Annotated in this window: 17 protein-coding genes; 5 read left to right on the top strand and 12 right to left on the bottom strand. The window is 45.6% G+C overall.

Annotated elements, in window-relative coordinates:
- Nucleotides 1–101: 101 nt before the first annotated feature.
- Nucleotides 102–2,090 carry a molecular chaperone HtpG gene (gene htpG, locus MAS10914_RS0127385; RefSeq protein ID WP_017319141.1) on the bottom strand — a complete coding sequence of 663 codons (1,989 nt, stop codon included), beginning with the start codon at nucleotides 2,088–2,090 and terminating at the stop codon, nucleotides 102–104.
- Nucleotides 2,091–2,218: 128 nt separating this feature from the next.
- Between htpG and MAS10914_RS36005 the strand changes: the two genes are divergently transcribed.
- Nucleotides 2,219–2,389 carry a hypothetical protein gene (locus tag MAS10914_RS36005; protein ID WP_232224247.1) on the top strand — a complete coding sequence of 57 codons (171 nt, stop codon included), beginning with the start codon at nucleotides 2,219–2,221 and terminating at the stop codon, nucleotides 2,387–2,389.
- A 61-nt stretch (nucleotides 2,390–2,450) separates the two neighbouring features.
- On the opposite strand, the gene MAS10914_RS0127390 is transcribed toward MAS10914_RS36005, so the two are convergent.
- From MAS10914_RS0127390 to MAS10914_RS0127415, 6 genes are all read right to left on the bottom strand, one after another.
- Nucleotides 2,451–2,786, bottom strand: a complete 336-nt coding sequence (locus tag MAS10914_RS0127390) for a XisI protein (protein WP_017319142.1) — start codon at nucleotides 2,784–2,786, stop codon at nucleotides 2,451–2,453.
- Nucleotides 2,774–3,190, bottom strand: coding sequence for a XisH family protein (locus tag MAS10914_RS0127395; protein WP_026082857.1), 417 nt, complete (start codon nucleotides 3,188–3,190; stop codon nucleotides 2,774–2,776). Before MAS10914_RS0127395 ends, MAS10914_RS0127390 begins: the two co-directional genes overlap by 13 nt.
- Before the next feature lie 164 nt (nucleotides 3,191–3,354).
- Nucleotides 3,355–6,024, bottom strand: coding sequence for an ATP-dependent chaperone ClpB (gene clpB / locus MAS10914_RS0127400; RefSeq protein WP_017319144.1), 2,670 nt, complete (start codon nucleotides 6,022–6,024; stop codon nucleotides 3,355–3,357).
- Between the two features lie 237 nt (nucleotides 6,025–6,261).
- Nucleotides 6,262–7,872, bottom strand: a complete 1,611-nt coding sequence (locus tag MAS10914_RS0127405; protein WP_017319145.1) for an iron uptake porin — start codon at nucleotides 7,870–7,872, stop codon at nucleotides 6,262–6,264.
- Nucleotides 7,873–7,895: 23 nt separating this feature from the next.
- Nucleotides 7,896–8,330, bottom strand: a complete 435-nt coding sequence (gene gloA / locus MAS10914_RS0127410; protein ID WP_017319146.1) for a lactoylglutathione lyase — start codon at nucleotides 8,328–8,330, stop codon at nucleotides 7,896–7,898.
- 161 nt (nucleotides 8,331–8,491) lie between these two features.
- Nucleotides 8,492–9,118, bottom strand: coding sequence for a 4Fe-4S single cluster domain-containing protein (locus MAS10914_RS0127415; protein WP_017319147.1), 627 nt, complete (start codon nucleotides 9,116–9,118; stop codon nucleotides 8,492–8,494).
- Between the two features lie 218 nt (nucleotides 9,119–9,336).
- Between MAS10914_RS0127415 and eno the strand changes: the two genes are divergently transcribed.
- A complete protein-coding gene (gene eno / locus MAS10914_RS0127420; RefSeq protein ID WP_017319148.1) occupies nucleotides 9,337–10,617 on the top strand; it encodes a phosphopyruvate hydratase in 1,281 nt (426 codons plus the stop codon).
- A 92-nt stretch (nucleotides 10,618–10,709) separates the two neighbouring features.
- Here eno and MAS10914_RS34720 read toward each other — a convergent pair whose 3' ends face one another.
- The 4 genes from MAS10914_RS34720 to argC all read right to left on the bottom strand — a co-directional run bounded on the left by MAS10914_RS34720 (nucleotide 10,710) and on the right by argC (nucleotide 12,704).
- Nucleotides 10,710–10,994 (bottom strand): hypothetical protein, encoded by a 285-nt coding sequence (locus MAS10914_RS34720; RefSeq protein ID WP_156818251.1) that lies wholly within the window; start codon nucleotides 10,992–10,994, stop codon nucleotides 10,710–10,712.
- A gap of 7 nt (nucleotides 10,995–11,001) precedes the next feature.
- Nucleotides 11,002–11,277, bottom strand: a complete 276-nt coding sequence (locus MAS10914_RS0127425; RefSeq protein ID WP_026082858.1) for an antitoxin — start codon at nucleotides 11,275–11,277, stop codon at nucleotides 11,002–11,004.
- A complete protein-coding gene (locus MAS10914_RS0127430; RefSeq protein ID WP_017319150.1) occupies nucleotides 11,270–11,560 on the bottom strand; it encodes a BrnT family toxin in 291 nt (96 codons plus the stop codon). The genes MAS10914_RS0127425 and MAS10914_RS0127430 overlap by 8 nt, the downstream gene beginning before the upstream one ends.
- A gap of 85 nt (nucleotides 11,561–11,645) precedes the next feature.
- Nucleotides 11,646–12,704 (bottom strand): N-acetyl-gamma-glutamyl-phosphate reductase, encoded by a 1,059-nt coding sequence (argC, locus tag MAS10914_RS0127435; RefSeq protein WP_017319151.1) that lies wholly within the window; start codon nucleotides 12,702–12,704, stop codon nucleotides 11,646–11,648.
- Between the two features lie 240 nt (nucleotides 12,705–12,944).
- Here argC and ribBA point away from each other — a divergent pair, with 240 nt between their 5' ends.
- The 3 genes from ribBA to metH all read left to right on the top strand — a co-directional run bounded on the left by ribBA (nucleotide 12,945) and on the right by metH (nucleotide 18,959).
- A complete protein-coding gene (gene ribBA / locus MAS10914_RS0127440; RefSeq protein ID WP_017319152.1) occupies nucleotides 12,945–14,627 on the top strand; it encodes a bifunctional 3,4-dihydroxy-2-butanone-4-phosphate synthase/GTP cyclohydrolase II in 1,683 nt (560 codons plus the stop codon).
- Between the two features lie 451 nt (nucleotides 14,628–15,078).
- Complete coding sequence (locus tag MAS10914_RS36010; protein ID WP_017319153.1) at nucleotides 15,079–15,387, top strand: hypothetical protein; 309 nt, start codon at nucleotides 15,079–15,081, stop codon at nucleotides 15,385–15,387.
- Nucleotides 15,388–15,392: 5 nt separating this feature from the next.
- Nucleotides 15,393–18,959, top strand: a complete 3,567-nt coding sequence (gene metH / locus MAS10914_RS0127450) for a methionine synthase (RefSeq protein WP_017319154.1) — start codon at nucleotides 15,393–15,395, stop codon at nucleotides 18,957–18,959.
- Between the two features lie 129 nt (nucleotides 18,960–19,088).
- Here metH and MAS10914_RS0127455 read toward each other — a convergent pair whose 3' ends face one another.
- Nucleotides 19,089–19,853 carry a pentapeptide repeat-containing protein gene (locus MAS10914_RS0127455; RefSeq protein ID WP_017319155.1) on the bottom strand — a complete coding sequence of 255 codons (765 nt, stop codon included), beginning with the start codon at nucleotides 19,851–19,853 and terminating at the stop codon, nucleotides 19,089–19,091.
- Between the last annotated feature and the right edge of the window lie 9 nt (nucleotides 19,854–19,862).

Here is a 19,862-nt window from a genome sequence, read left to right on the forward strand (position 1 = left end):
AAGGGTTATTTGTTGCCATTTCATAGGTGTAGAGACGTTATACTGCAACGTCTCTACATAGGCAATCACGCCTACAAACAATCTTACCGCCAGAGGTTCTCCTACTTTGTAGCCTCTTGTGTGAGCTTAGTGAGTACTTCATTGGAACGCTCAACAAAGGCTTTCATACCTTCAGCGTCAAAGCCTTTCTGAGACATCAGCGCCAAATCGTAGACGTGTTGGCAAATCAAGTTCACTAGCTGTTCGGTAGGTGTTTGACCATCGCCTTGAATAATACTGCCTTGACTCAAATTTGCCAAATTTTGAATTAATGGGTGAGAAGTATTTACAAGCAGGACATGGTCTTCGGGAAACTCTACTGTTTGCTGCTGCATCAGAGCATTCATTTCCCGTAAGCGGCGCAGAATCTCTGGCAAAAGTACCATTGCTGGTGGTGTTCCTTGCGGATCGTCTGCTTTCAAAGCTTCGGTGCGGATATTCAACTTGGGTTTGTTGAGAGCTTTCTCGAATAGCTCTTTGATGACTTCACCTCTAGTTTTATTCGTCTTCGGGTCAACAATTTCCCCAGCTTTGTCTTGATCCAACAGGGTATTATCCAAGTCGGAGTCTACCCGCGTAAATTTGACCTCGCTATATTCCCGCTCTAGAAAATTGATGAAGTGGGTGTCGATAAAGGAGTCCATAAACAGGACTTCCAAACCCTGGTTTTTGTGCAGTTCTATGTAGGGAGTTTGCGCCGCTTCATCGGTGGCATAGAAGACGCGGTTTTTGTGGCGTTCTTCATTGCGTTTTAGATACTCCTTGAGGGTCGTGTATGGCAATTTTGGATTTTCTTTTTCCTCGTTTGCTGAGGTCACATCTTGCCAGACATCCCCCTCTTGAGACTGTACCTCAACCGCTGGGCTAACCGCTGACTGCTGAGTGCTAGTTGGTTGATAGGTCGAGCGGAAGACAATGATATCTTCAACTTGTTTTTTAAATTTCTCGTCGTTGAGAACGCCGAATTTTACGAAGGTGCCGAGGTCTTTCCAAGTGCTGATGTATTGTTCGCGATTGTCGCGGTACAGTTCTTTGAGGCGATCGCCCACTTTCTTGGCAATGTAGTCACCAATTTTCCGTACGGTGCGATCGGTTTGCAAAGCACTCCGTGATACGTTCAGTGGAATATCGGTGCTATCAATCACACCCCGCATTGGCAGGAGAAATTGTGGGATAATTTCCTCACAGTGGTCGCTGACAAAAACTTGATTGCAGAAAAGCTTGATCTGACCTTTGGTGACATCGATATCGGGATTCATTTTTGGAAAATACAAAATCCCGTTGATGATGAAAGGATAGTCAGTATTCAAATGCACCCACAACAGTGGCTCTTCCTGGAAAGGATACAGGTAGCGGTAAAACTCTAAATAATCTTCTTGATTCAGACTGCTGGGAGACTCCCGCCACGGTGCTTGCTGCTTGTTTAACACCTCGCCATCAAGTTTGATGGGCACTGGCATAAAGTCGCAGTAGGTCTTGACAAGTTGCTGAATGCGTGCTTGTTCTACATATTCCAGTTCTTCCTCTTGCAGGGTGAGGGTAATAGTAGTGCCGCGAGTTGTACGGGTTGAATCTTCCAGGGTAAACTCTGGGGAACCATCGCAACTCCAATGAACTGCTGGCGCCCCTTCTTTGTAGGACAGAGTATCAATTTCGACTTTTTGCGCCACCATAAAGGAGGAGTAGAAGCCAAGACCAAAGTGACCGATGATCGGTTGATCCGATTTGCCTTCGTACTTATGAATAAATTCCTCGGCACTAGAGAAAGCAACCTGGTTGATGTATTTCTTAACTTCCTCTGCCGTCATCCCGATGCCATTGTCGGTGATAGAGAGGGTTTTTTTGTCTTTGTCTATGGCAATTTGAATTTCTGATTCACCAATTTCACCAGAATACTCCCCAGCGCGAGAGACCATTTTCAACTTTTGGATCGCATCTACAGCGTTGGATACCAGTTCACGAAAGAAAATTTCGTGGTTGGAGTAGAGGGACTTCTTGATAATGGGGAAAATATTCTCAGTATGAATACTGATTGTGCCTTGTTCTAGCATAACTGGTAATCTTCAATGCAAGTATCTGAATCATAACTGAGGCAGAATCCCTCAGCACCCCCCTTTTGTACACCTAAAGTCTAATTTAGGTGATTGGTTAATAACTACCCTGTTCTTGGAGAGCGGATATGGGATCTTACCAATCAGGATTTTATGGTGTTTGTGAGAGCGATCGCTCCTGCTTTGCAGCATTGATTACCCAATCTCAGGGATTCGGATTTCCCTACCAATTAAGTAAAAGCTGCTATCTGCGTAGGATTTGTTTAAATTTTGCAGTAAAGCCCTTGGTGAGTTGTTGACTAACCCCCGTTTCTGCTTGACTCGTAATCAGCTTTAGTACCTGTTTATGATGTGTCTTGTTTAACCAACTGCGTATTCTGTAAACTGCCGCATAAATGGCGAATGAAACCCAATGACAATATCCTGCTTTGGTACACCCTGTTTGATTAATTCCTCTGCGAAATCAATTTCTGTACCGTTATATTGAAGCCAAATTTTATTATTCTTAATATCGAAATGTAGCACACACCCGTAAACCCGATGACGATTTTCCCAGCCAACATTAACCAATTGATAATGGTCATGTTCAGTATCAAAAATCATTTGTCTTTCTACGTCGTTTCTGGTTGAAGCTTCATTGACATAATCTGCAATTAGCTTTTTGATAATTTCCTGATATCTAACTATCTTATCCATCGTTCAATCACTTCCTGTTCTGGTTCGTAAATCAGCAACTTTAGATTTTGAGATTGAATAACGATTTGAACTAGCTCCAGTTTAAAAAATGTTTCATAGGTTGTGCTGGGAACAGCTAAATATAATTCTCGTTCTGGTTGCTTTTGCCTCAGAGCAGTTCGATAGTTAATAAACTGTCCCAGCGCTGTGTGGAACTGAGAAATCGCTGAACCTCCAATAAAACTTTTTACTTCAACGGCAATTCTTTCTCCTTCTCTCTCTGCCGCAATTATTTTTTCTGCACCTAAATCAATATAAATTTCAACTCCACCGAAATCTAGATATATTGGATCATCTGTAATCAACCATCCATCTTTTTCAAGAGCATGTTTGACTGCGTTGTGAAAGATGTCTTTTGCAGGCATAGTGAAATCTAGTAGAAAATTGACACGCTGCACGTACCCCTAGCTGGGGCGCTTTGTGGTTACGCTGCAATTCAAAATTCAAAAAAACAGCATCCTAAACGATCGCGGCGATGGGTGCAGGATGTGAATCAAGCAATGCGCCTCACACACCCTGCTGCTAAATCTCACACCTCTTGCGATGCTTCAATAACGTAGGTTTTATTCTGCACTGCTGGCACCTTAACCACCATTTTCTTACTAAAAGTCAACCCATGATCCCCCTTGTCAATCACAATTGTGTCGCCAAGGACAAATGTATTCTCCAGTAATTTAGTCGCGATGGGGTTTTCCACTTCTCGCTGAATTGCCCGTTTGATGGGTCGTGCGCCGTATACTGGGTCATAACCTACTTCCACAAGGTAATCGCAAGCGGCTGAGGATATTTCCAAAGAGATTTTTTGCTCTCGTAGTAGATTTTCTACACGCTTGAGCTGGATGCGGACGATTTGCCGCATTTCGCTGCGGTTGAGGGTGTGGAAGAGAATGATATCATCAACGCGGTTGAGAAATTCGGGGCGGAAGTGCGATCGCAAAGCATCCATCACCAGGGTCCGCATTTTTTCATACTTGGAGTCATCGCCAGATACATCTAGGATATATTCGCTACCGATGTTACTGGTCATGACAATCACAGTGTTGCGGAAATCAACTGTTCGTCCCTGAGAGTCAGTAATTCTCCCGTCATCCAACACCTGCAACAAAATATTGAACACATCGGGGTGAGCTTTTTCTACTTCATCCAATAGCACTACTGAGTAAGGACGGCGGCGAATTGCTTCGGAAAGTTGACCACCCTCTTCGTAACCCACGTATCCTGGAGGCGCACCTACTAGCCGGGAAACGGAATGTTTCTCCATATACTCGGACATATCCAGGCGTACCAAAGCGTCATCTGAATCAAACAGAAACTGTGCCAACGCACGGGCGAGTTCCGTTTTGCCCACTCCTGTGGGTCCCATGAACAAAAATGAACCAATTGGGCGACCGGGGTCTTTCATCCCCGCACGGGCGCGACGAATTGCTGCTGCGACAGCAGAAACTGCTTCCTGTTGTCCAATCACTTTCTGGTGGAGGTGATTTTCTAGTTGTAGTAACTTTTGCCGTTCAGATTCCAACAAACGATTGACCGGAATCCCCGTCCATTTAGCGACGATTTCAGCAATATCGGCTTCCGTTACCTGTTCTCGTAACAGGGTAGTACCTTGGCTTTGAATTTCCAGTAACTGCGCTTCTTTTGCCTCGCGATCGTGTAGCACACTCTCCAACTTGCCAAACTTTAACTGTGCCGCTTTGTTCAGGTCATAGGCGCGTTCTGCTTGTTCAATTTGCACTCGCAGCTTTTCTTCTTCTTGCTTTAATGCGCTTATCGCTTCCAATATCTGCTTTTCACCTTGCCACTGACCATTCAATTCTTGTTGTTTTTCCGTTAAATTGGCAATTTCTTGCTCAATTCGCTCTAAACGCTCTTTTGTTTGAACTGTAGCCTTCTCTTCTGTTGCTAACGACAGCTTTTCCATTTCTAGCTGCATCAAGCGTCGGTCAATGATTTCCAATTCTGCTGGTTTGGAGGTAATCTCCATTTTTAACTGCGCGGCTGCTTCATCCACCAAGTCAATTGCTTTATCTGGCAAGAAACGGTCAGAAATGTATCTTGCTGAAAGTGTCGCTGCGGCTACCAGCGCCGAATCAGAAATTTTAACATTGTGATGGACTTCGTAACGTTCTTTGAGACCCCGCAGAATGGAAATTGTATTTTCCACACTAGGCTGATCGACAAAGACTTGCTGAAAGCGCCGTTCTAAAGCCGCATCTTTTTCAATATATTTGCGGTACTCATCCAAAGTCGTTGCGCCAATGCAACGTAGTTCCCCCCGCGCCAGCATGGGTTTGAGTAAATTTCCTGCATCCATTGCCCCTTGTTGGGTCGAACCAGTTCCGACAACGGTGTGCAGTTCATCAATAAACAGCACAATTTGACCGTTGGATTCTATCACTTCTTTGAGGACAGCTTTCAAACGGTCTTCAAATTCACCCCGATATTTCGCCCCAGCAATCAAGCTACCAATATCCAAGGAAATAAGCTGGCGGTTTTTCAAAGATTCAGGAACATCGCCATTGATAATACGCTGTGCTAATGCCTCGGCGATCGCTGTCTTACCTACCCCAGGTTCACCAATCAATACAGGGTTATTCTTGCTACGTCGGGATAATACCTGTATGACTCGGCGGATTTCTTCATCTCGCCCAATAACAGGGTCTAGTTTACCATATTTTGCTTGTTCTGTCAAGTCTCTGCCAAACTTTTGCAGAGCTTCGTAACGAGATTCTGGGTTTTGATCTGTCACCTTTTGGCTACCGCGAACCGTTTTAATGGTAGCCTCTAGTTTAGAGGTGTCTAGGTTAAAGCTTTTGAAGATCCGCCGTCCGATGCGTTCATCCTCAACAAAAGCTAAAAGCAAGTGTTCAATAGAGATATAGGAATCTTTCATCCTAGCTCTCGCTTCTTCAGCTCGGTCTAGCAATGTGTCTAAACTGCGACCGAGGTAGAGCTGCTCAGATTTACCTACTTTGGGCTGACGTTGGGTAAATGCTTCTAGTTGCTGTTGCAAACGCAATGCGTCAACCTCACAACGACCGAGGATGCGTGTTGTTAGCCCAGTAGGTTCCTCTAATAAAGCAATAAGTAAATGTTCGACATCTAGTTGCTGTTGTTGATAGGCTCGGACAATATCCTGTGATTTGACTATTGCTTCCCAGGCTTTATCAGTAAATTTATTCGGATCTGTAGGCTGCATCTTTACAATTTTAGATTTTAGACTTTGGATTTTAAACTATCGATGTAGGTATTTGTTTTAAATTAATATCCAACCATCATTGGAGTCGATCTGCTTGTATCTGCGGTTGCAATTTGAGAGTAGGGAGTGGATAGTGGGTAGTGGGTAGTGGATAGTGGATAGTGGGTAGTGAAACAACAACCAACAAGCAACAACTAACTACTAACTACTAACCACTAACTACTAACAATTTTTACTCTAAAATGAAATCACTGTTCTCAATGTACCTTGCCAGATAGTGCTGTTAGAGCTATCGTTATCCGCGTTTGTGACCACCGAAACCGTAGGGGTTATACTGACATTATCACTTAGCTCCAGATTGTAGAATGCCTCAAAGTTTGTCTGGGTTGCATTTCCCAGACCATCTGTGATGAAAGGTTGACCAACGGCGATACCCGCAACAGTACCGGGAATCAGGAGGTTACGAAGACCAAAGCCTACCGCCCAACTCAAGGGATGTACATCTAAATCCTGGTTGATGGCGGTGTTGAAGCCTTGGTAACTACCAAATCCCAGGCGAGTAAAAATCCCTATGTTCCAGTTGAAGGCATATTCGGCATTAACTCCGAAGGCGTTAATGTCGGTATTGTTGATTTCGGCCCTAGTATATTGTAGTCTTAACCCAAACTGATTGCTGAGTAAGTATTCCAGTTCTGCACTTGCTTGATATCTATCACCAAATAAACCACCACTCGCGTCGGAGTTCACTTGATTGGCATCAGCAGCAATGTAAAGAGAACGCAAAGTCAATTGACCACCACCTGGTTTCCAGGCTAGCACCACTCCTGCACCCCCATTTCGGTCAATTTGGTTTTGGACAATCAGAGGGTTGTTTAGAAAAAAACTGGAACTAAAATCAAGCGCCTCGTTGTTAGCATATCTGTTACGGTCAATAAAATCTCTTGGAGACATTTTTGCCCCAACAATCACAGCCAAATCTGACACGGGACGAAAGGAGTAGTACAAGCGTCTTAGCCTGAGACGGTCGTCAACGTCTACATAATCAAGTCCGCCACCATTGGCGATAAAACCAGTCGTTCCTAAGAGGTTAAGATTCTTCTTTTGTACCCGACCAATAGCATCACCGCCATTGTTACCAGCTTCTAACTGAGTCAAGAGTAAATCGCTGCTGTTGAAGCTGGTTAAAAAATTTAACCGCGCACGGGCGACTAAGGTAGTGCTAGTATGACTACCCTCCGTCGAGGCGACAATAGCTTGACCTTGGAGTGTTGTCGTGGGGGAAAATTGATTTGCCTCTAGTTGAGGGACGCGATCGCCAATTCTATTGACACTCTGCTGCAATTCATCTAAAGCTGAACGATATTCTCTTTGTAATCGGCGTAAAGTTATCAAGTCCTCCTGAATAAACTGATCCCCAATACCATTGGCAATCAAGCTATCCACTTTTTCGATGGTAGCCGCCAAGCCAGCAGCAAATTCATAACGGGAGACAGGGCGATACCCGCGAAAGGTGCTATCTGAATAACCAGAGAGGACACCGTAACGTTCCATGAGCGATCGCAATGCTTGATACGCCCAGTCTGTGGGTTGGACATCAGACAAGTTAGAAACCGAAGGCTGCTGAGGTGATGTCTCAGCATTCATGTCAAGATTACCTGACTCTTCAGCAACTGATTCTGTAGGAGAAAGTGAAATAGCAGTCTCTTGCTGGTTTGGAGAAGGCAAAGAATTCGCTACTTTTGGGAAACACATGATTTGGCTGAGAATTCCGCAAATGAATAAACTCCAAGCCAAAAATTTTTGAGAACGAATTCTTTGCCGTAAGCATTGCTTTACGCTGAACTCCATCACACCTATATTTTTAGTTGTATTTACTGAGCAATCATTTGCTGTTCTGTTTCCTGTTTAACATCAGGATTTTGAGTACTCAGTTGAATGAGTTCCACTTTATACCCATTTGGATCTTCCACAAAAGCAATGACCGTAGAACCATGTTTCATCGGACCTGGTTCCCGCACAACTTTACCACCAAGGTTTTTAATTTCCTCACAGGTGGCGTAAATATCATCAACACCAATAGCAATGTGACCGTAAGCATTGCCCAAGTCGTACTTTTCCACACCCCAATTGTACGTAAGTTCCAGCACCGTATTTTCACTTTCGTCGCCGTAGCCAACAAAAGCCAGAGTAAACTCTCCCCCAGGATAATCTTTTTGCCGCAGTAACTTCATTCCCAGGACATCACAGTAGAACTTCAGAGATTCCTCAAGGTTACCTACCCGTAGCATTGTGTGCAGGAGCCGCATAATTATCTCCTTATGCCTTGATTTTTTTTGGTTCCGCTGAATATTGTATCTGGCAAACGTCTCCATACTGGGGAGATGGAGAAGATGGGGATCTGGGGTGATGGGGTGATTATAGAAGTATTTTCGTCCCCTACTCCCCTAACTCCCCCTACTCCCTACACTCATTCTCTCAGATCCAACCCCCCTCGGTATCCAGTAACAAGACGGCGACCATCTTTGAAAATATGAACCTCTATTTGGTCGCTTGCCCAAGTAATCTGGTCGTTGAAAGCGGGATTAAAAACGTGAACCCGTTGATTGCTAGACGAAACAGGAGAATCTGGTGAGTTAATTGCCAGCGACTGGATGTAGGGACCATCAATCAGGATGTCTAACTGCTCCAATAAGTCTTGAGCGCCAGCTGGCGCATGCTCAGATTGCAATTGCTCCAGGGTAAAACCAGAAAAAGACATCACATTCAGTCCAGCCGCTTTGACGAGGCGAGCAAGAGCAGCCAGTGCAGAAGCTTGCCAAAAGGGTTCCCCTCCAGAAAACGTCACTCCTTGATTGCGAGAATTGCTCAGAATTTTTTCGGCAAGGCTGTTAACAGAGATAAGTTGATTCATTTCAAATGACCAGGACTCAAGATTGAAACAACCTGGGCACTCCCGCAAACACCCCTGCACCCAAATAACAGCACGGCATCCAGGACCATTCACCTCTGATTCATCGACATAGCCCATGATGTTGAGGTATCCGGGGGGAATTTCCATCAAAGCTGGGTCAGGGTTTGTTTTCTTTTGGGTCATTGTCTTTTTTTCTGCGTAAGGATAAATTTACTTGCAGGGTAGATGCAAAATGTGAGAAGAAAATTTTAGATCTCATACTTCACTCTTTTGCCTTCCCTGGAAATCTTCGTTAATCTCAGCGCATAGAGTCCCTTAAACGCATATGCTAGATCCTCGGTTAGCCACTGAAATTTTTGCGCTGGCGCTAAGAACGCACTCTAATAAAGGACGAAGGACAGATGTTTGATACTGCCATAGAAGCTATTGTTGCCCGTGAAATCCTTGACTCTCGAGGCAGACCAACAGTTGAAGCAGAAGTGCATTTGGTCAACGGTGTTATAGGATTGGCGCAGGTTCCCAGTGGTGCCTCTACTGGCACTTTTGAAGCGCACGAACTGCGAGATCACGATAAGGCGCGTTACGGAGGTAAGGGTGTACTCCAAGCGGTGCAAAACGTTAAAGAAGCACTTGCTCCAAAGTTGATAGACTTGGATGCTCTCAACCAGGAACTGCTTGATCGCACGATGATTGCCCTGGATGGTTCCCCTAACAAATCCCAGCTTGGCGCTAATGCAATTTTAGCGGTTTCCCTCGCAGCAGCCAAAGCCGGTGCTGAGTCCTTGGGACTTCCCCTTTATCGCTATTTAGGTAGTCCACTAGCAAATTTGTTACCTGTGCCGCTGATGAACCTGATTAACGGAGGTGCTCATGCAGCCAACAATGTGGATTTTCAAGAGTTTATGATTGTCCCTATTGGCGCATCTTCTTTCCGGGAAGCATTGCGCTGGGGTGCGGAGGTGTTTGCTACCCTTAGCAAGGTGTTGGATGAGAAAGGGTTATTGACTGGGGTGGGGGATGAAGGCGGCTTTGCCCCCAATCTTGAGTCAAATCAAGTAGCACTGGAATTGCTGGTGGCAGCTATTGAGAAGGCTGGGTACAAACCAGGGGAACAAGTGGCATTGGCGTTGGATGTTGCGGCAAGTGAGTTTTACAAAGATGGGCAGTATGTCTACGACGGCAAACCTCACTCTCCCGCTGAGTTTGTTGACTATCTGGCGCAACTGGTTGACCAATACCCCATTGTGTCAATTGAAGATGGTTTGCACGAGGAAGATTGGCAAAATTGGCAGTTACTCACTCAGAAGCTGGGTTCCCGCGTACAGTTGGTCGGGGATGACTTGTTTGTCACCAACGTCACGCGCTTGCAAAAAGGAATTGAACTTAAAGCTGGTAATGCCATTCTGATTAAACTCAATCAAATTGGTTCGCTAACGGAAACTTTGGAAACGATTGATTTGGCAAATCGTAACGGTTTCCGGTCAGTTATCAGCCATCGTTCTGGAGAAACAGAAGACACAACTATTGCCGATTTAGCCGTAGCAACCCGTGCAGGTCAAATCAAAACGGGTTCCCTCTGTCGCAGCGAACGAGTTGCCAAATACAACCGTTTGCTGCGAATTGAGGATGAATTAGGCGATCGCGCCATTTATGCCGGTGCTGTGGGTTTAGGACCGAAGTAAGAGCAAGGGGAGCACCGGGGAAGGGGGAGATGAGGGAGATGAGGGGGCACAACTTCTCCCATACGTGTCAACTTAAGGTGAAACCCTTGTCATTACGTCATATCATGCCCTATTGTACTCGTCGGTAATTGTCGCCTAACCCCACCTCGGTTTTGTCTTACGCCAAAATCTTCCCTCCCCGCGAGTTCGGGGAGGGAACTATCAAATCGCTGAGTGTTACGATACACAGAAGACTGAGGGGAGCATCCCAAATGTATAAATTCATTGTCATGCTGAAGGTCGCGTGCCTCCTGCGGAGGTCGCACGGTACGGCGCAGCGTGTCCCCTTGGAACGAGAGCGCAATATAGACACGAAGTGGCTTCTTCCAGGAGTGCATCTGGAATTTACTCTCGTCGTTCGACGAGTCTTCCAGTTATATATTTATGCAAAATGCTTGAGATAAGGGTCTGATATGGAATCCCCTCTTCAATAGCTTTGGTTTGAATCGCATCAAGATCCAGCGACGAAAGTCTTAATGTAATTCGCTTATCTTTAGCAAGAGTGGCTTTAGCATAGCTTTGAAGTTGAGCCAGACGACCACCTATATCGCCCACTGATTCCCATTCGCCCTTCTCAAAGGACTCAAGTATTTCCTTCTCTTCCTGTTCAAGTTCACTCATGCTCATTATTATCTTCTCTTAAGTACTGCTTAGTCGCCTTCCGCGATGGAATGATGGTCTTCAAAAAAAGTTCTGACTCGGTTTCAACGTACGGGACAAGATAAGCGTACCCTTGAATCTGTACCACCAGTAAACGCTGGTTTGGATACTTACCTTGGTTTGGGTGAATGTAATCATCAAGGATATCTCCTCTATCCAACGCCGCAAGAACCGCTTCAAACGACACTCCTCGTTGCGACCTAAGCTTCTCGTTTTTAATGAGATCCCACCGGATAACTTTCATCCCCGGATTGTATGCTCATTGTACATACAATGACAACAAACCAGGGATGGGGAAACTTACGCTAGCTTGTCTCCCTTATCCCCAATTACGGATAAAACCCTAACTTCGGCAACCCCAGTGTCTCATCCCAACCCATCATAATATTGAGACACTGAATTGCTTGACCCGCCTGTCCTTTAATTAGGTTATCAATTGCTGACATTACAATTGCGCGACCAGTACGCGGGTCAACTTCTATGCCAATGTAACAAAGGTTACTGCCACAAGCCCACTTAGTTTGGGGATAAACGCCCGGATCACAGACTTTCACCCAAGGAGAGTTGCGGTAAAATGCTCTATAAATTGTGATTAAGTCATCTCGCACCAAACCAGGATCCCGTAGCGTGGCATACACTGTTGCTAAAATGCCACGCACCATAGGAATTAGGTGTGGAGTAAATTGGATGGTAACTTCGTGTCCCGCCAAATCACTGCAAATCTGCTCAATTTCTGGGGTGTGGCGATGTCTGCCGACATTGTAAGCAGCCAAGGAGTTATCTACCTCGGCAAGTAACATATTAATTTTAGCTTGACGACCGCCGCCAGATGTGCCAGATTTAGCGTCAATAATGGCTGTTTCTGGCACGATTAGCCCTTGCTTAAGGAGTGGTGAAAGTGCTAAGAGGCTAGCGGTGGGATAGCAACCGGGACAGCCAATCAGTTGCGCTTCTGCAATGCGATCGCGGTACAGTTCTGGGAACCCATAAACAGACCGTGCTGCTGTTGCCAGATCCGTTCTCTGGGCACCATACCAATTTGTGTAAGTTGATAGGTCGCTAAACCGATAGTCCGCACTAAGATCCAGTACCTTACATCCTTTTTCCAACAGTTGCGGAGCGATTTTGCAAGCCAGACCATTTGGCAGAGAGAGAAAGACCACCTCACAACGGTGGGCAATGGTTTCTGGCTCTACAGCTTCAATCTGTTGATTAACTGTGTGAGCCAGATGGGGGTAGAGATCCGCAAACGGTTTTCCCGCGCTACTCTCCCCGCCTAAGTAAACCAGTTCGACTTCCGGATGATCCATCAGTAGTCGTACTAACTGCACTCCGCCGTAGCCTGACGCGCCAACAATCCCCACAGGTACGCGTCTAAAATTGCCCATAATTACTAAATCCTTTTTGAATCTGGAGAACTGTCCTTACCAGTATTCTCCTGCTAAACACTTATTGCTGTTTCATTGTTGCTGCACTTAGTTATCCTAGAATCCAACTTGAGCGGCAGATATTTCATCGGTATGTTATCGAATTTTTGCTTCTGGTGCTTCTGAAATATTCCAAAAGAGCTACAATCAAAAACAAGGATTTGTTAAAAAAAATTTACGTTTGGTAGCTGGAAATTTTCTGTGTCGCAGCTTAACACTACCTTAAACCAAAGCTTTGTATTTGACTCGATTGACGCCGCCTTGGCAGACTTGAAAGCTGGTCGCGTTATCGTGGTGGTAGATGACGAAAATCGAGAAAATGAAGGCGACTTGATTTGCGCTGCCCAATTTGCTACCCCTGACATCATTAATTTTATGGCAGTGGAAGCCCGAGGACTCATTTGTTTGGCAATGTTGGGCGATCGCCTTGATGAATTAGATTTACCATTGATGGTAACTAACATTACGGACACCAATCAAACGGCTTTCACGGTAAGTATTGACGCCGGACCTCACTTAGGGGTAAGCACTGGCATTTCAGCAGAAGACCGCGCTCGCACAATCCAAGTTGCTATCAACCCAGCAACACAACCTTTAGATTTGCGTCGTCCCGGTCATATTTTCCCCATCCGCGCAAAAGAAGGAGGCGTACTCAAACGGGCAGGACATACAGAAGCTGCTGTTGACTTAGCCCGATTGTCTGGATTATACCCCTCTGGCGTCATTTGTGAAATTCAAAACCCTAACGGTTCAATGGCGCGATTACCCGAATTAATTGAGTATGCCAAACAGCACAATCTGAAAATTATTAGTATTGCGGACTTAATCAGTTACCGGCTCCAGCATGATCGCCTCATCAAGCGCGAAACTGTTGCCGACCTACCCACTCAGTTTGGTCATTTCCAAATATACGCTTACCGTCACACTTTAGACAATACAGAACACGTTGCTATTGTCAAGGGAAATCATGAGGAATTTGGAGATAACCCAGTTATGGTGCGAATGCATTCCGAATGCCTAACTGGAGATGCTTTGGGTTCTTTGCGGTGCGACTGTCGAATGCAGTTGCAAGCAGCACTGAAAATGATTGAAAATGCAGAGCAAGGCGTTGTTGTTTACCTGCGGCAAGAAGGACGGGGAATTGGGCTGATTAATAAGTTGAAGGCTTACTCGTTGCAGGATATGGGATTGGATACGGTAGAGGCGAATGAGCGCTTGGGATTCGCCGCTGATTTGCGAGACTATGGTATGGGAGCGCAAATGCTCATGGATTTGGGGGTGCATAAGATTCGCTTGATTACCAATAATCCCCGTAAAATTGCTGGGTTAAAGGGGTACAAGTTGGAAGTTGTGGATCGCGTGCCGTTATTAATTGAGGCAAACGACTACAATTCCTATTACCTGACAACAAAAGCGAAAAAGTTGGGTCATATGCTGTTACAGACTTATCTGGTAACAGTGGCGATTCACTGGCAAGATGACCCAGAAGCTGTGACGGAACGCTACGAACGCTTAGAGAAACTGCGGCATTTAACAAAAACTCATCATTTGTTGTTACAGGAAGAAGCACGTCCCTTGGCGATCGCCCTGTTTGACAAACCATCTTTAATCGTACACTTAGGTTTTGACCAACCACACGTTGCAACACCCGATTGGTATCAGCAGAAAGGTCATCCTTACGTACAGGCAATTAGTCAAATTTTGGACAAACTAGTCACTTTGCCTTACATCCAGAAGCTAGAATTTCTGATTTCGCCTGGTGTTGATCCCCTGAGTAACCTGCAAGTGCAATTGGATAGGCAGACGTACTCCGCAGGGACATTACCTTCGTCCATTTGTTGTGAGCAGTTGGGCACGCAGAAGATTTATAGTTTTAGTCGGTAGTCGGTAGGTTGGTTTAAGGTACGATTACTGACAAGAAAATCCACCCAAGCTGTTAACTGTGGGTAGGTTTTTCAGTTAGAATCATTTATTTCCAGGCTAAATCGAGGTGATGAGTGGCATTGTATCAAGCCCTACTCAGGCTACAGTCGATAAGTAAACACTTACCGGTAGGAAAGCGCGATCACGTACGCTATTGTAAGAAAATGTTTAATAGACAACTGAGGGAATCATAACCTCAGCATCCCCAACCTAACTCTCATGGCTCCACAGATTAGTTTCCTCAAGGAAATTGTCGCCATTATGATGGGTTTATCGCTAACTGTCGCTGTGCAAACCTTTTTTTCAACATATATTAGGAAGCGGTAGTACTGCTAACCCAAGCTCAATTCAAAACTACTTAGTATTTATTCTACTGTTGCTAAATATTGTCAGATTTTTCTACGGCAACTGGATGTACTTAGAAACAGAGTTTTCATCTCCCCCTGCATCTACAACTAACCCAGGTTTTAGTGGCACGAAATTTTTGCTGATTTCTATTATTGTTATCATCCAAAGTATCATTTTTTCAGTAATGAGTTCGGAAAAATATCAGTACTTTTTTTACCTCTTTGCTGCAGTCGTGTGTGTGGACGTTGTGGGTTTCACATTGTTAGGTCGCTCTGAAACTGCTGCATCGTTTCGTTTGGAACGAGGTTGGATTTTAAACAATCTCTTCTCAGTAATTGCCTTACTCTTGCTATTTTTGCTGATTTTCTCTTAGAAAATATGACTTCTACCTTCTTAGAACGCCTGCACAGCCCCATGCACCCCGTTATCGTCTTCGATGGTGCAATGGGAACTAACCTGCAAACACAAAATCTTACCGCCGAGGATTTCGGAGGCGCACAGTACGAAGGTTGCAACGAGTACCTCGTCTACACCAAGCCAGAAGCGATCGCCAAAGTTCACCGAGACTTTCTCGCCGCTGGTGCAGATGTGATTGAAACGGATACCTTTGGCGCTGCGTCGATTGTTTTGGCAGAATACGACTTGGCTGATAAGGCGTATGAACTCAACAAAGCAGCAGCAGAACTCGCAAAGCGCGTGGCTGCAGAATTTTCCACGCCAGAAAAACCCCGGTTTGTCGCGGGTTCTATGGGACCAACTACAAAACTCCCAACTTTGGGACATATCGACTTTGACACGATGAAATCATCCTTCGCTGAACAAGCAGAAGGGCTATGGGATGGTGGCGTTGATTTATTCATCGTTGAGACTTGCCAAGATGTGCTGCAAATCAAAGCGGCGCTGAATGCAATTGAAGAAGTTTTTGCTAAGAAAGGCGATCACCGCCGTCCGCTCATGGTTTCTGTCACAATGGAATCTATGGGCACAATGCTGGTGGGGACGGAAATCAACGCCGTGCTAACAATTCTGGAACCATACCCAATTGACATTCTCGGTCTGAACTGTGCCACAGGTCCAGATTTGATGAAACCACATATTAAGTATCTCTCAGAACATTCGCCTTTTGTGGTTTCCTGTATTCCCAACGCTGGTTTACCAGAGAACGTCGGCGGTCAAGCTCATTATCGCCTGACACCAACCGAATTACGGATGTCATTAATGCATTTTGTTGAAGATTTGGGTGTCCAAGTGATCGGGGGTTGCTGTGGGACACGTCCAGAACACATTCAACAATTAGCAGAAATTGCCAAAGACTTAACGCCAAAAGTCAGACAGCCTCAGCAGGAACCAGCAGCAGCGTCAATTTACAGTATCCAACCTTACGACCAAGACAACTCTTTCTTAATTGTTGGCGAACGCCTCAACGCCAGTGGTTCTAAAAAGTGCCGCGAGTTGCTCAACGCCGAAGATTGGGATGGACTGGTATCAATGGCGAGGGCGCAAGTCAAAGAAGGCGCACACATCCTGGATGTCAACGTTGACTACGTGGGACGTGACGGTGTGCGGGATATGCACGAACTGGTTTCACGTCTAGTAAACAATGTCACACTGCCCTTAATGCTCGATTCCACCGAATGGGAAAAGATGGAAGCGGGGCTGAAAGTGGCAGGTGGTAAGTGCTTGCTGAACTCCACCAACTATGAAGATGGAGAACCGCGTTTCTTGAAGGTGTTGGAAATTGCGAAGCAATACGGTGCAGGTGTCGTTATTGGTACCATAGATGAAGAAGGGATGGCGCGGACTGCTGAGAAAAAGTTTGCGATCGCTCAACGTGCCTATCGTCAAGCCGTCAAGTATGGCATCCCAGCACACGAAATATTTTTTGATACACTTGCTCTCCCTATTTCCACAGGTATTGAAGAAGACCGCGCCAACGGCAAAGCCACAATTGAAGCCATCCGCCGCATTCGTCAAGAATTGCCTGGATGTCATGTGATTTTGGGTGTATCAAATATTTCCTTCGGTCTTAGCCCTGCAGCGCGGATTGTTCTCAACTCCATGTTTTTGCATGAGGCGATCGCTGCTGGGATGGATGCAGCAATTGTTAGCCCTAACAAGATTTTACCACTGGCAAAAATTGAGCAACGCCATCAAGAAGTTTGTCACCAGTTGATTTATGATGAGCGCAAGTTTGACGGCGATGTCTGCGTTTATGACCCCTTAACACAACTGACAACACTGTTTGAAGGGGTGACAACGAAACGCGACAAAGGCGTTGACGAAAATCTACCCATCGAAGAACGCCTTAAACGTCATATCATTGACGGTGAACGCATTGGTTTAGAACAACAACTTACCAAAGCTTTAGAAAAATATCCTCCTCTAGAGATTATCAATACCTTCCTGCTGGATGGCATGAAAGTTGTGGGTGAGTTGTTCGGTTCTGGCCAAATGCAGCTACCTTTCGTATTACAATCAGCGGAAACCATGAAAGCAGCGGTTGCTTACCTAGAACCGTTCATGGAAAAGTCAGAATCTGGCAACAATGCCAAAGGGACATTCATCATTGCCACAGTGAAGGGCGATGTTCACGACATTGGTAAAAACCTGGTGGATATCATCTTATCGAACAACGGCTACAAGGTGATTAACTTGGGAATTAAGCAGCCGGTGGAAAACATCATCGACGCGTACGAGAAGCACAAAGCTGATTGTATTGCTATGAGTGGTTTGCTGGTGAAATCCACTGCCTTTATGAAGGAGAATTTGGAAGTTTTCAACGAAAAGGGAATTACTGTCCCTGTGATTTTAGGCGGTGCGGCGCTAACTCCCAAGTTTGTTCATGAAGATTGCCAGAATACCTACAAAGGTAAGGTAGTTTACGGCAAAGATGCGTTTTCTGACTTGCACTTCATGGATAAGTTGATGCCAGCGAAGGCTGCTAGCCAGTGGGATGATTTGCAGGGATTTTTGAATGAAACCACAGATGGACACAGATTAACACAGATAGAAGAGGCTCAGGAGCTATCTGTATCCAGCAATGGTTCTGTATCGAAGGTAGAACCGCAGGAAGTTGATACCCGCCGTTCCGAAGCTGTGGCGGTGGATATCGAACGTCCAACGCCGCCTTTCTGGGGAACGAAGCTACTCCAGCCACAGGATATTCCTTTAGAAGAACTGTTCTGGCATATGGATTTACAGGCTTTGATTGCTGGACAATGGCAGTTCCGCAAGCCAAAGGAACAATCTAAGGAGGAATATCAGGCTTTCTTGGATGAGAAGGTGTATCCAATTTTGCAGGAATGGAAGCAGCGGGTTATTGAGGAGAATTTGTTGCATCCGCAGGTGATTTATGGGTATTTTCCTTGTCAATCTGAGGGGAATACTTTGTATGTTTATGATACGTTCGCGCAGCGTGTCCGGAGGACATACCACACAAACGCAGAGGTAAGAGCAAGTTTTGAGTTTCCGAGACAAAAGTCGTTAAGAAGACTGTGTATTGCAGATTTCTTTGCGCCGAAGGAGACGGGAATTATTGATGTATTCCCAATGCAGGCGGTGACGGTGGGGCATATTGCCACGGAGTTTGCTCAAAAGCTGTTTGCAGATAATCAATACAGAGATTATCTGTATTTTCACGGCTTGGCGGTGCAGGTAGCGGAAGCGCTGGCTGAGTGGACACACGCCCGCATTCGTCGGGAGTTGGGTTTTAGTGCTGATGAACCGGATAATATTCGGGATATTTTGGCACAGCGTTATCGTGGTTCGCGGTATAGTTTTGGCTATCCGGCTTGTCCGAATATTCAAGACCAGTACCAACAGCTGGAGTTGTTGGAAGCAGGACGTATCAATTTGTACATGGATGAAAGTGAACAAATTTATCCTGAACAGTCTACGACGGCGATTATTGCTTATCACCCAGTAGCGAAGTACTTTAGCGCGTAATCTCACCCCCCTTCCCCTTCTCCACAAGCGGAGAGGGGAGTGGTTTCATACAAGAAGAGAAAATACTTTTTCAAGAATTTTCAAAAATATTTAGATCAAGAAAACTCTCAGGCATGTGGCGAATAAACGTCAAGACTCAGGCATAATTGTCTGGTGAAGATTCGCGCTGCTGAGGATAGCGCCCCTAAGGTTAGCGCCCCTGAGGTTAGCGCCGCTGAGATTAGCCCCAGCCAAGTTCGCTCCTGCGAGGTTAGTCCATCTCAAGTCAGCGAAGCTCAAGTCAGCCTCGTTCAGGTTAGCCCGCAACAGGTACGCACCACTCAAGTGAGCCTTGCTCAGATTAGCTTTGTACAGGTCAGTTTTGTAAAGGTAAGCCCCCATCACTTCTGCCTCGTACAGGTTTGCTTTGCTCAAGTTCGCCGCAATCAAGTTAGCTGCGATTAGGTTTGCAAAACAGAGGTTAGCACGGGTTAGCTTTGCTGTACCCAAATCGGCACCTCTCAAGTTAGCGCCTCTCAAGTCAGTCCCAATCAGGTTAGCATCAGTGATAACAGCGCCTTTGAGATTCGCTTCACTTAAGTCAGCTCCAATCAAATTAGCATGACTCATATCTGCCTGTGTCAGTGTAGCAGCGTTCAAGTTAGCAACACTGAAGTTAGCCGCGCTCAGGTTTGCATCAATGAGGTTAGCTCTTTTAAGATGAGCGCCATTGAGGTCAGCACCGCTGAGGTTTGCTTGCACGAGTAATGCATGACATAGATCCACCTTGCTCAAGTTTACCCCCTGGAGATTCGCGGCGCTGAGGTCTGGTGAAATCTGGGGATTTTTCTGTCTCCACTCAATCCATGTGAATGCACCTGCTTTCAATAAAGCCAGATGCTCGAGATTTGCCATTTTCGCTCC

Source organism: Mastigocladopsis repens PCC 10914, from assembly GCF_000315565.1.
GTDB classification, from domain to species: domain Bacteria; phylum Cyanobacteriota; class Cyanobacteriia; order Cyanobacteriales; family Nostocaceae; genus Mastigocladopsis; species Mastigocladopsis repens.

Coding starts and splice junctions, on each gene's coding strand:
- htpG (WP_017319141.1), bottom strand. CDS start 2,090: ATGCTAGAACAAGGCACAATCAGTATTCATACTGAGAATATTTTCCCC.
- MAS10914_RS36005 (WP_232224247.1), top strand. CDS start 2,219: ATGGGATCTTACCAATCAGGATTTTATGGTGTTTGTGAGAGCGATCGC.
- MAS10914_RS0127390 (WP_017319142.1), bottom strand. CDS start 2,786: ATGGATAAGATAGTTAGATATCAGGAAATTATCAAAAAGCTAATTGCA.
- MAS10914_RS0127395 (WP_026082857.1), bottom strand. CDS start 3,190: ATGCCTGCAAAAGACATCTTTCACAACGCAGTCAAACATGCTCTTGAA.
- clpB (WP_017319144.1), bottom strand. CDS start 6,024: ATGCAGCCTACAGATCCGAATAAATTTACTGATAAAGCCTGGGAAGCA.
- MAS10914_RS0127405 (WP_017319145.1), bottom strand. CDS start 7,872: ATGGAGTTCAGCGTAAAGCAATGCTTACGGCAAAGAATTCGTTCTCAA.
- gloA (WP_017319146.1), bottom strand. CDS start 8,330: ATGCGGCTCCTGCACACAATGCTACGGGTAGGTAACCTTGAGGAATCT.
- MAS10914_RS0127415 (WP_017319147.1), bottom strand. CDS start 9,118: ATGACCCAAAAGAAAACAAACCCTGACCCAGCTTTGATGGAAATTCCC.
- eno (WP_017319148.1), top strand. CDS start 9,337: ATGTTTGATACTGCCATAGAAGCTATTGTTGCCCGTGAAATCCTTGAC.
- MAS10914_RS34720 (WP_156818251.1), bottom strand. CDS start 10,994: ATGCACTCCTGGAAGAAGCCACTTCGTGTCTATATTGCGCTCTCGTTC.
- MAS10914_RS0127425 (WP_026082858.1), bottom strand. CDS start 11,277: ATGAGTGAACTTGAACAGGAAGAGAAGGAAATACTTGAGTCCTTTGAG.
- MAS10914_RS0127430 (WP_017319150.1), bottom strand. CDS start 11,560: ATGAAAGTTATCCGGTGGGATCTCATTAAAAACGAGAAGCTTAGGTCG.
- argC (WP_017319151.1), bottom strand. CDS start 12,704: ATGGGCAATTTTAGACGCGTACCTGTGGGGATTGTTGGCGCGTCAGGC.
- MAS10914_RS36010 (WP_017319153.1), top strand. CDS start 15,079: ATGTACTTAGAAACAGAGTTTTCATCTCCCCCTGCATCTACAACTAAC.
- metH (WP_017319154.1), top strand. CDS start 15,393: ATGACTTCTACCTTCTTAGAACGCCTGCACAGCCCCATGCACCCCGTT.
- MAS10914_RS0127455 (WP_017319155.1), bottom strand. CDS start 19,853: ATGGCAAATCTCGAGCATCTGGCTTTATTGAAAGCAGGTGCATTCACA.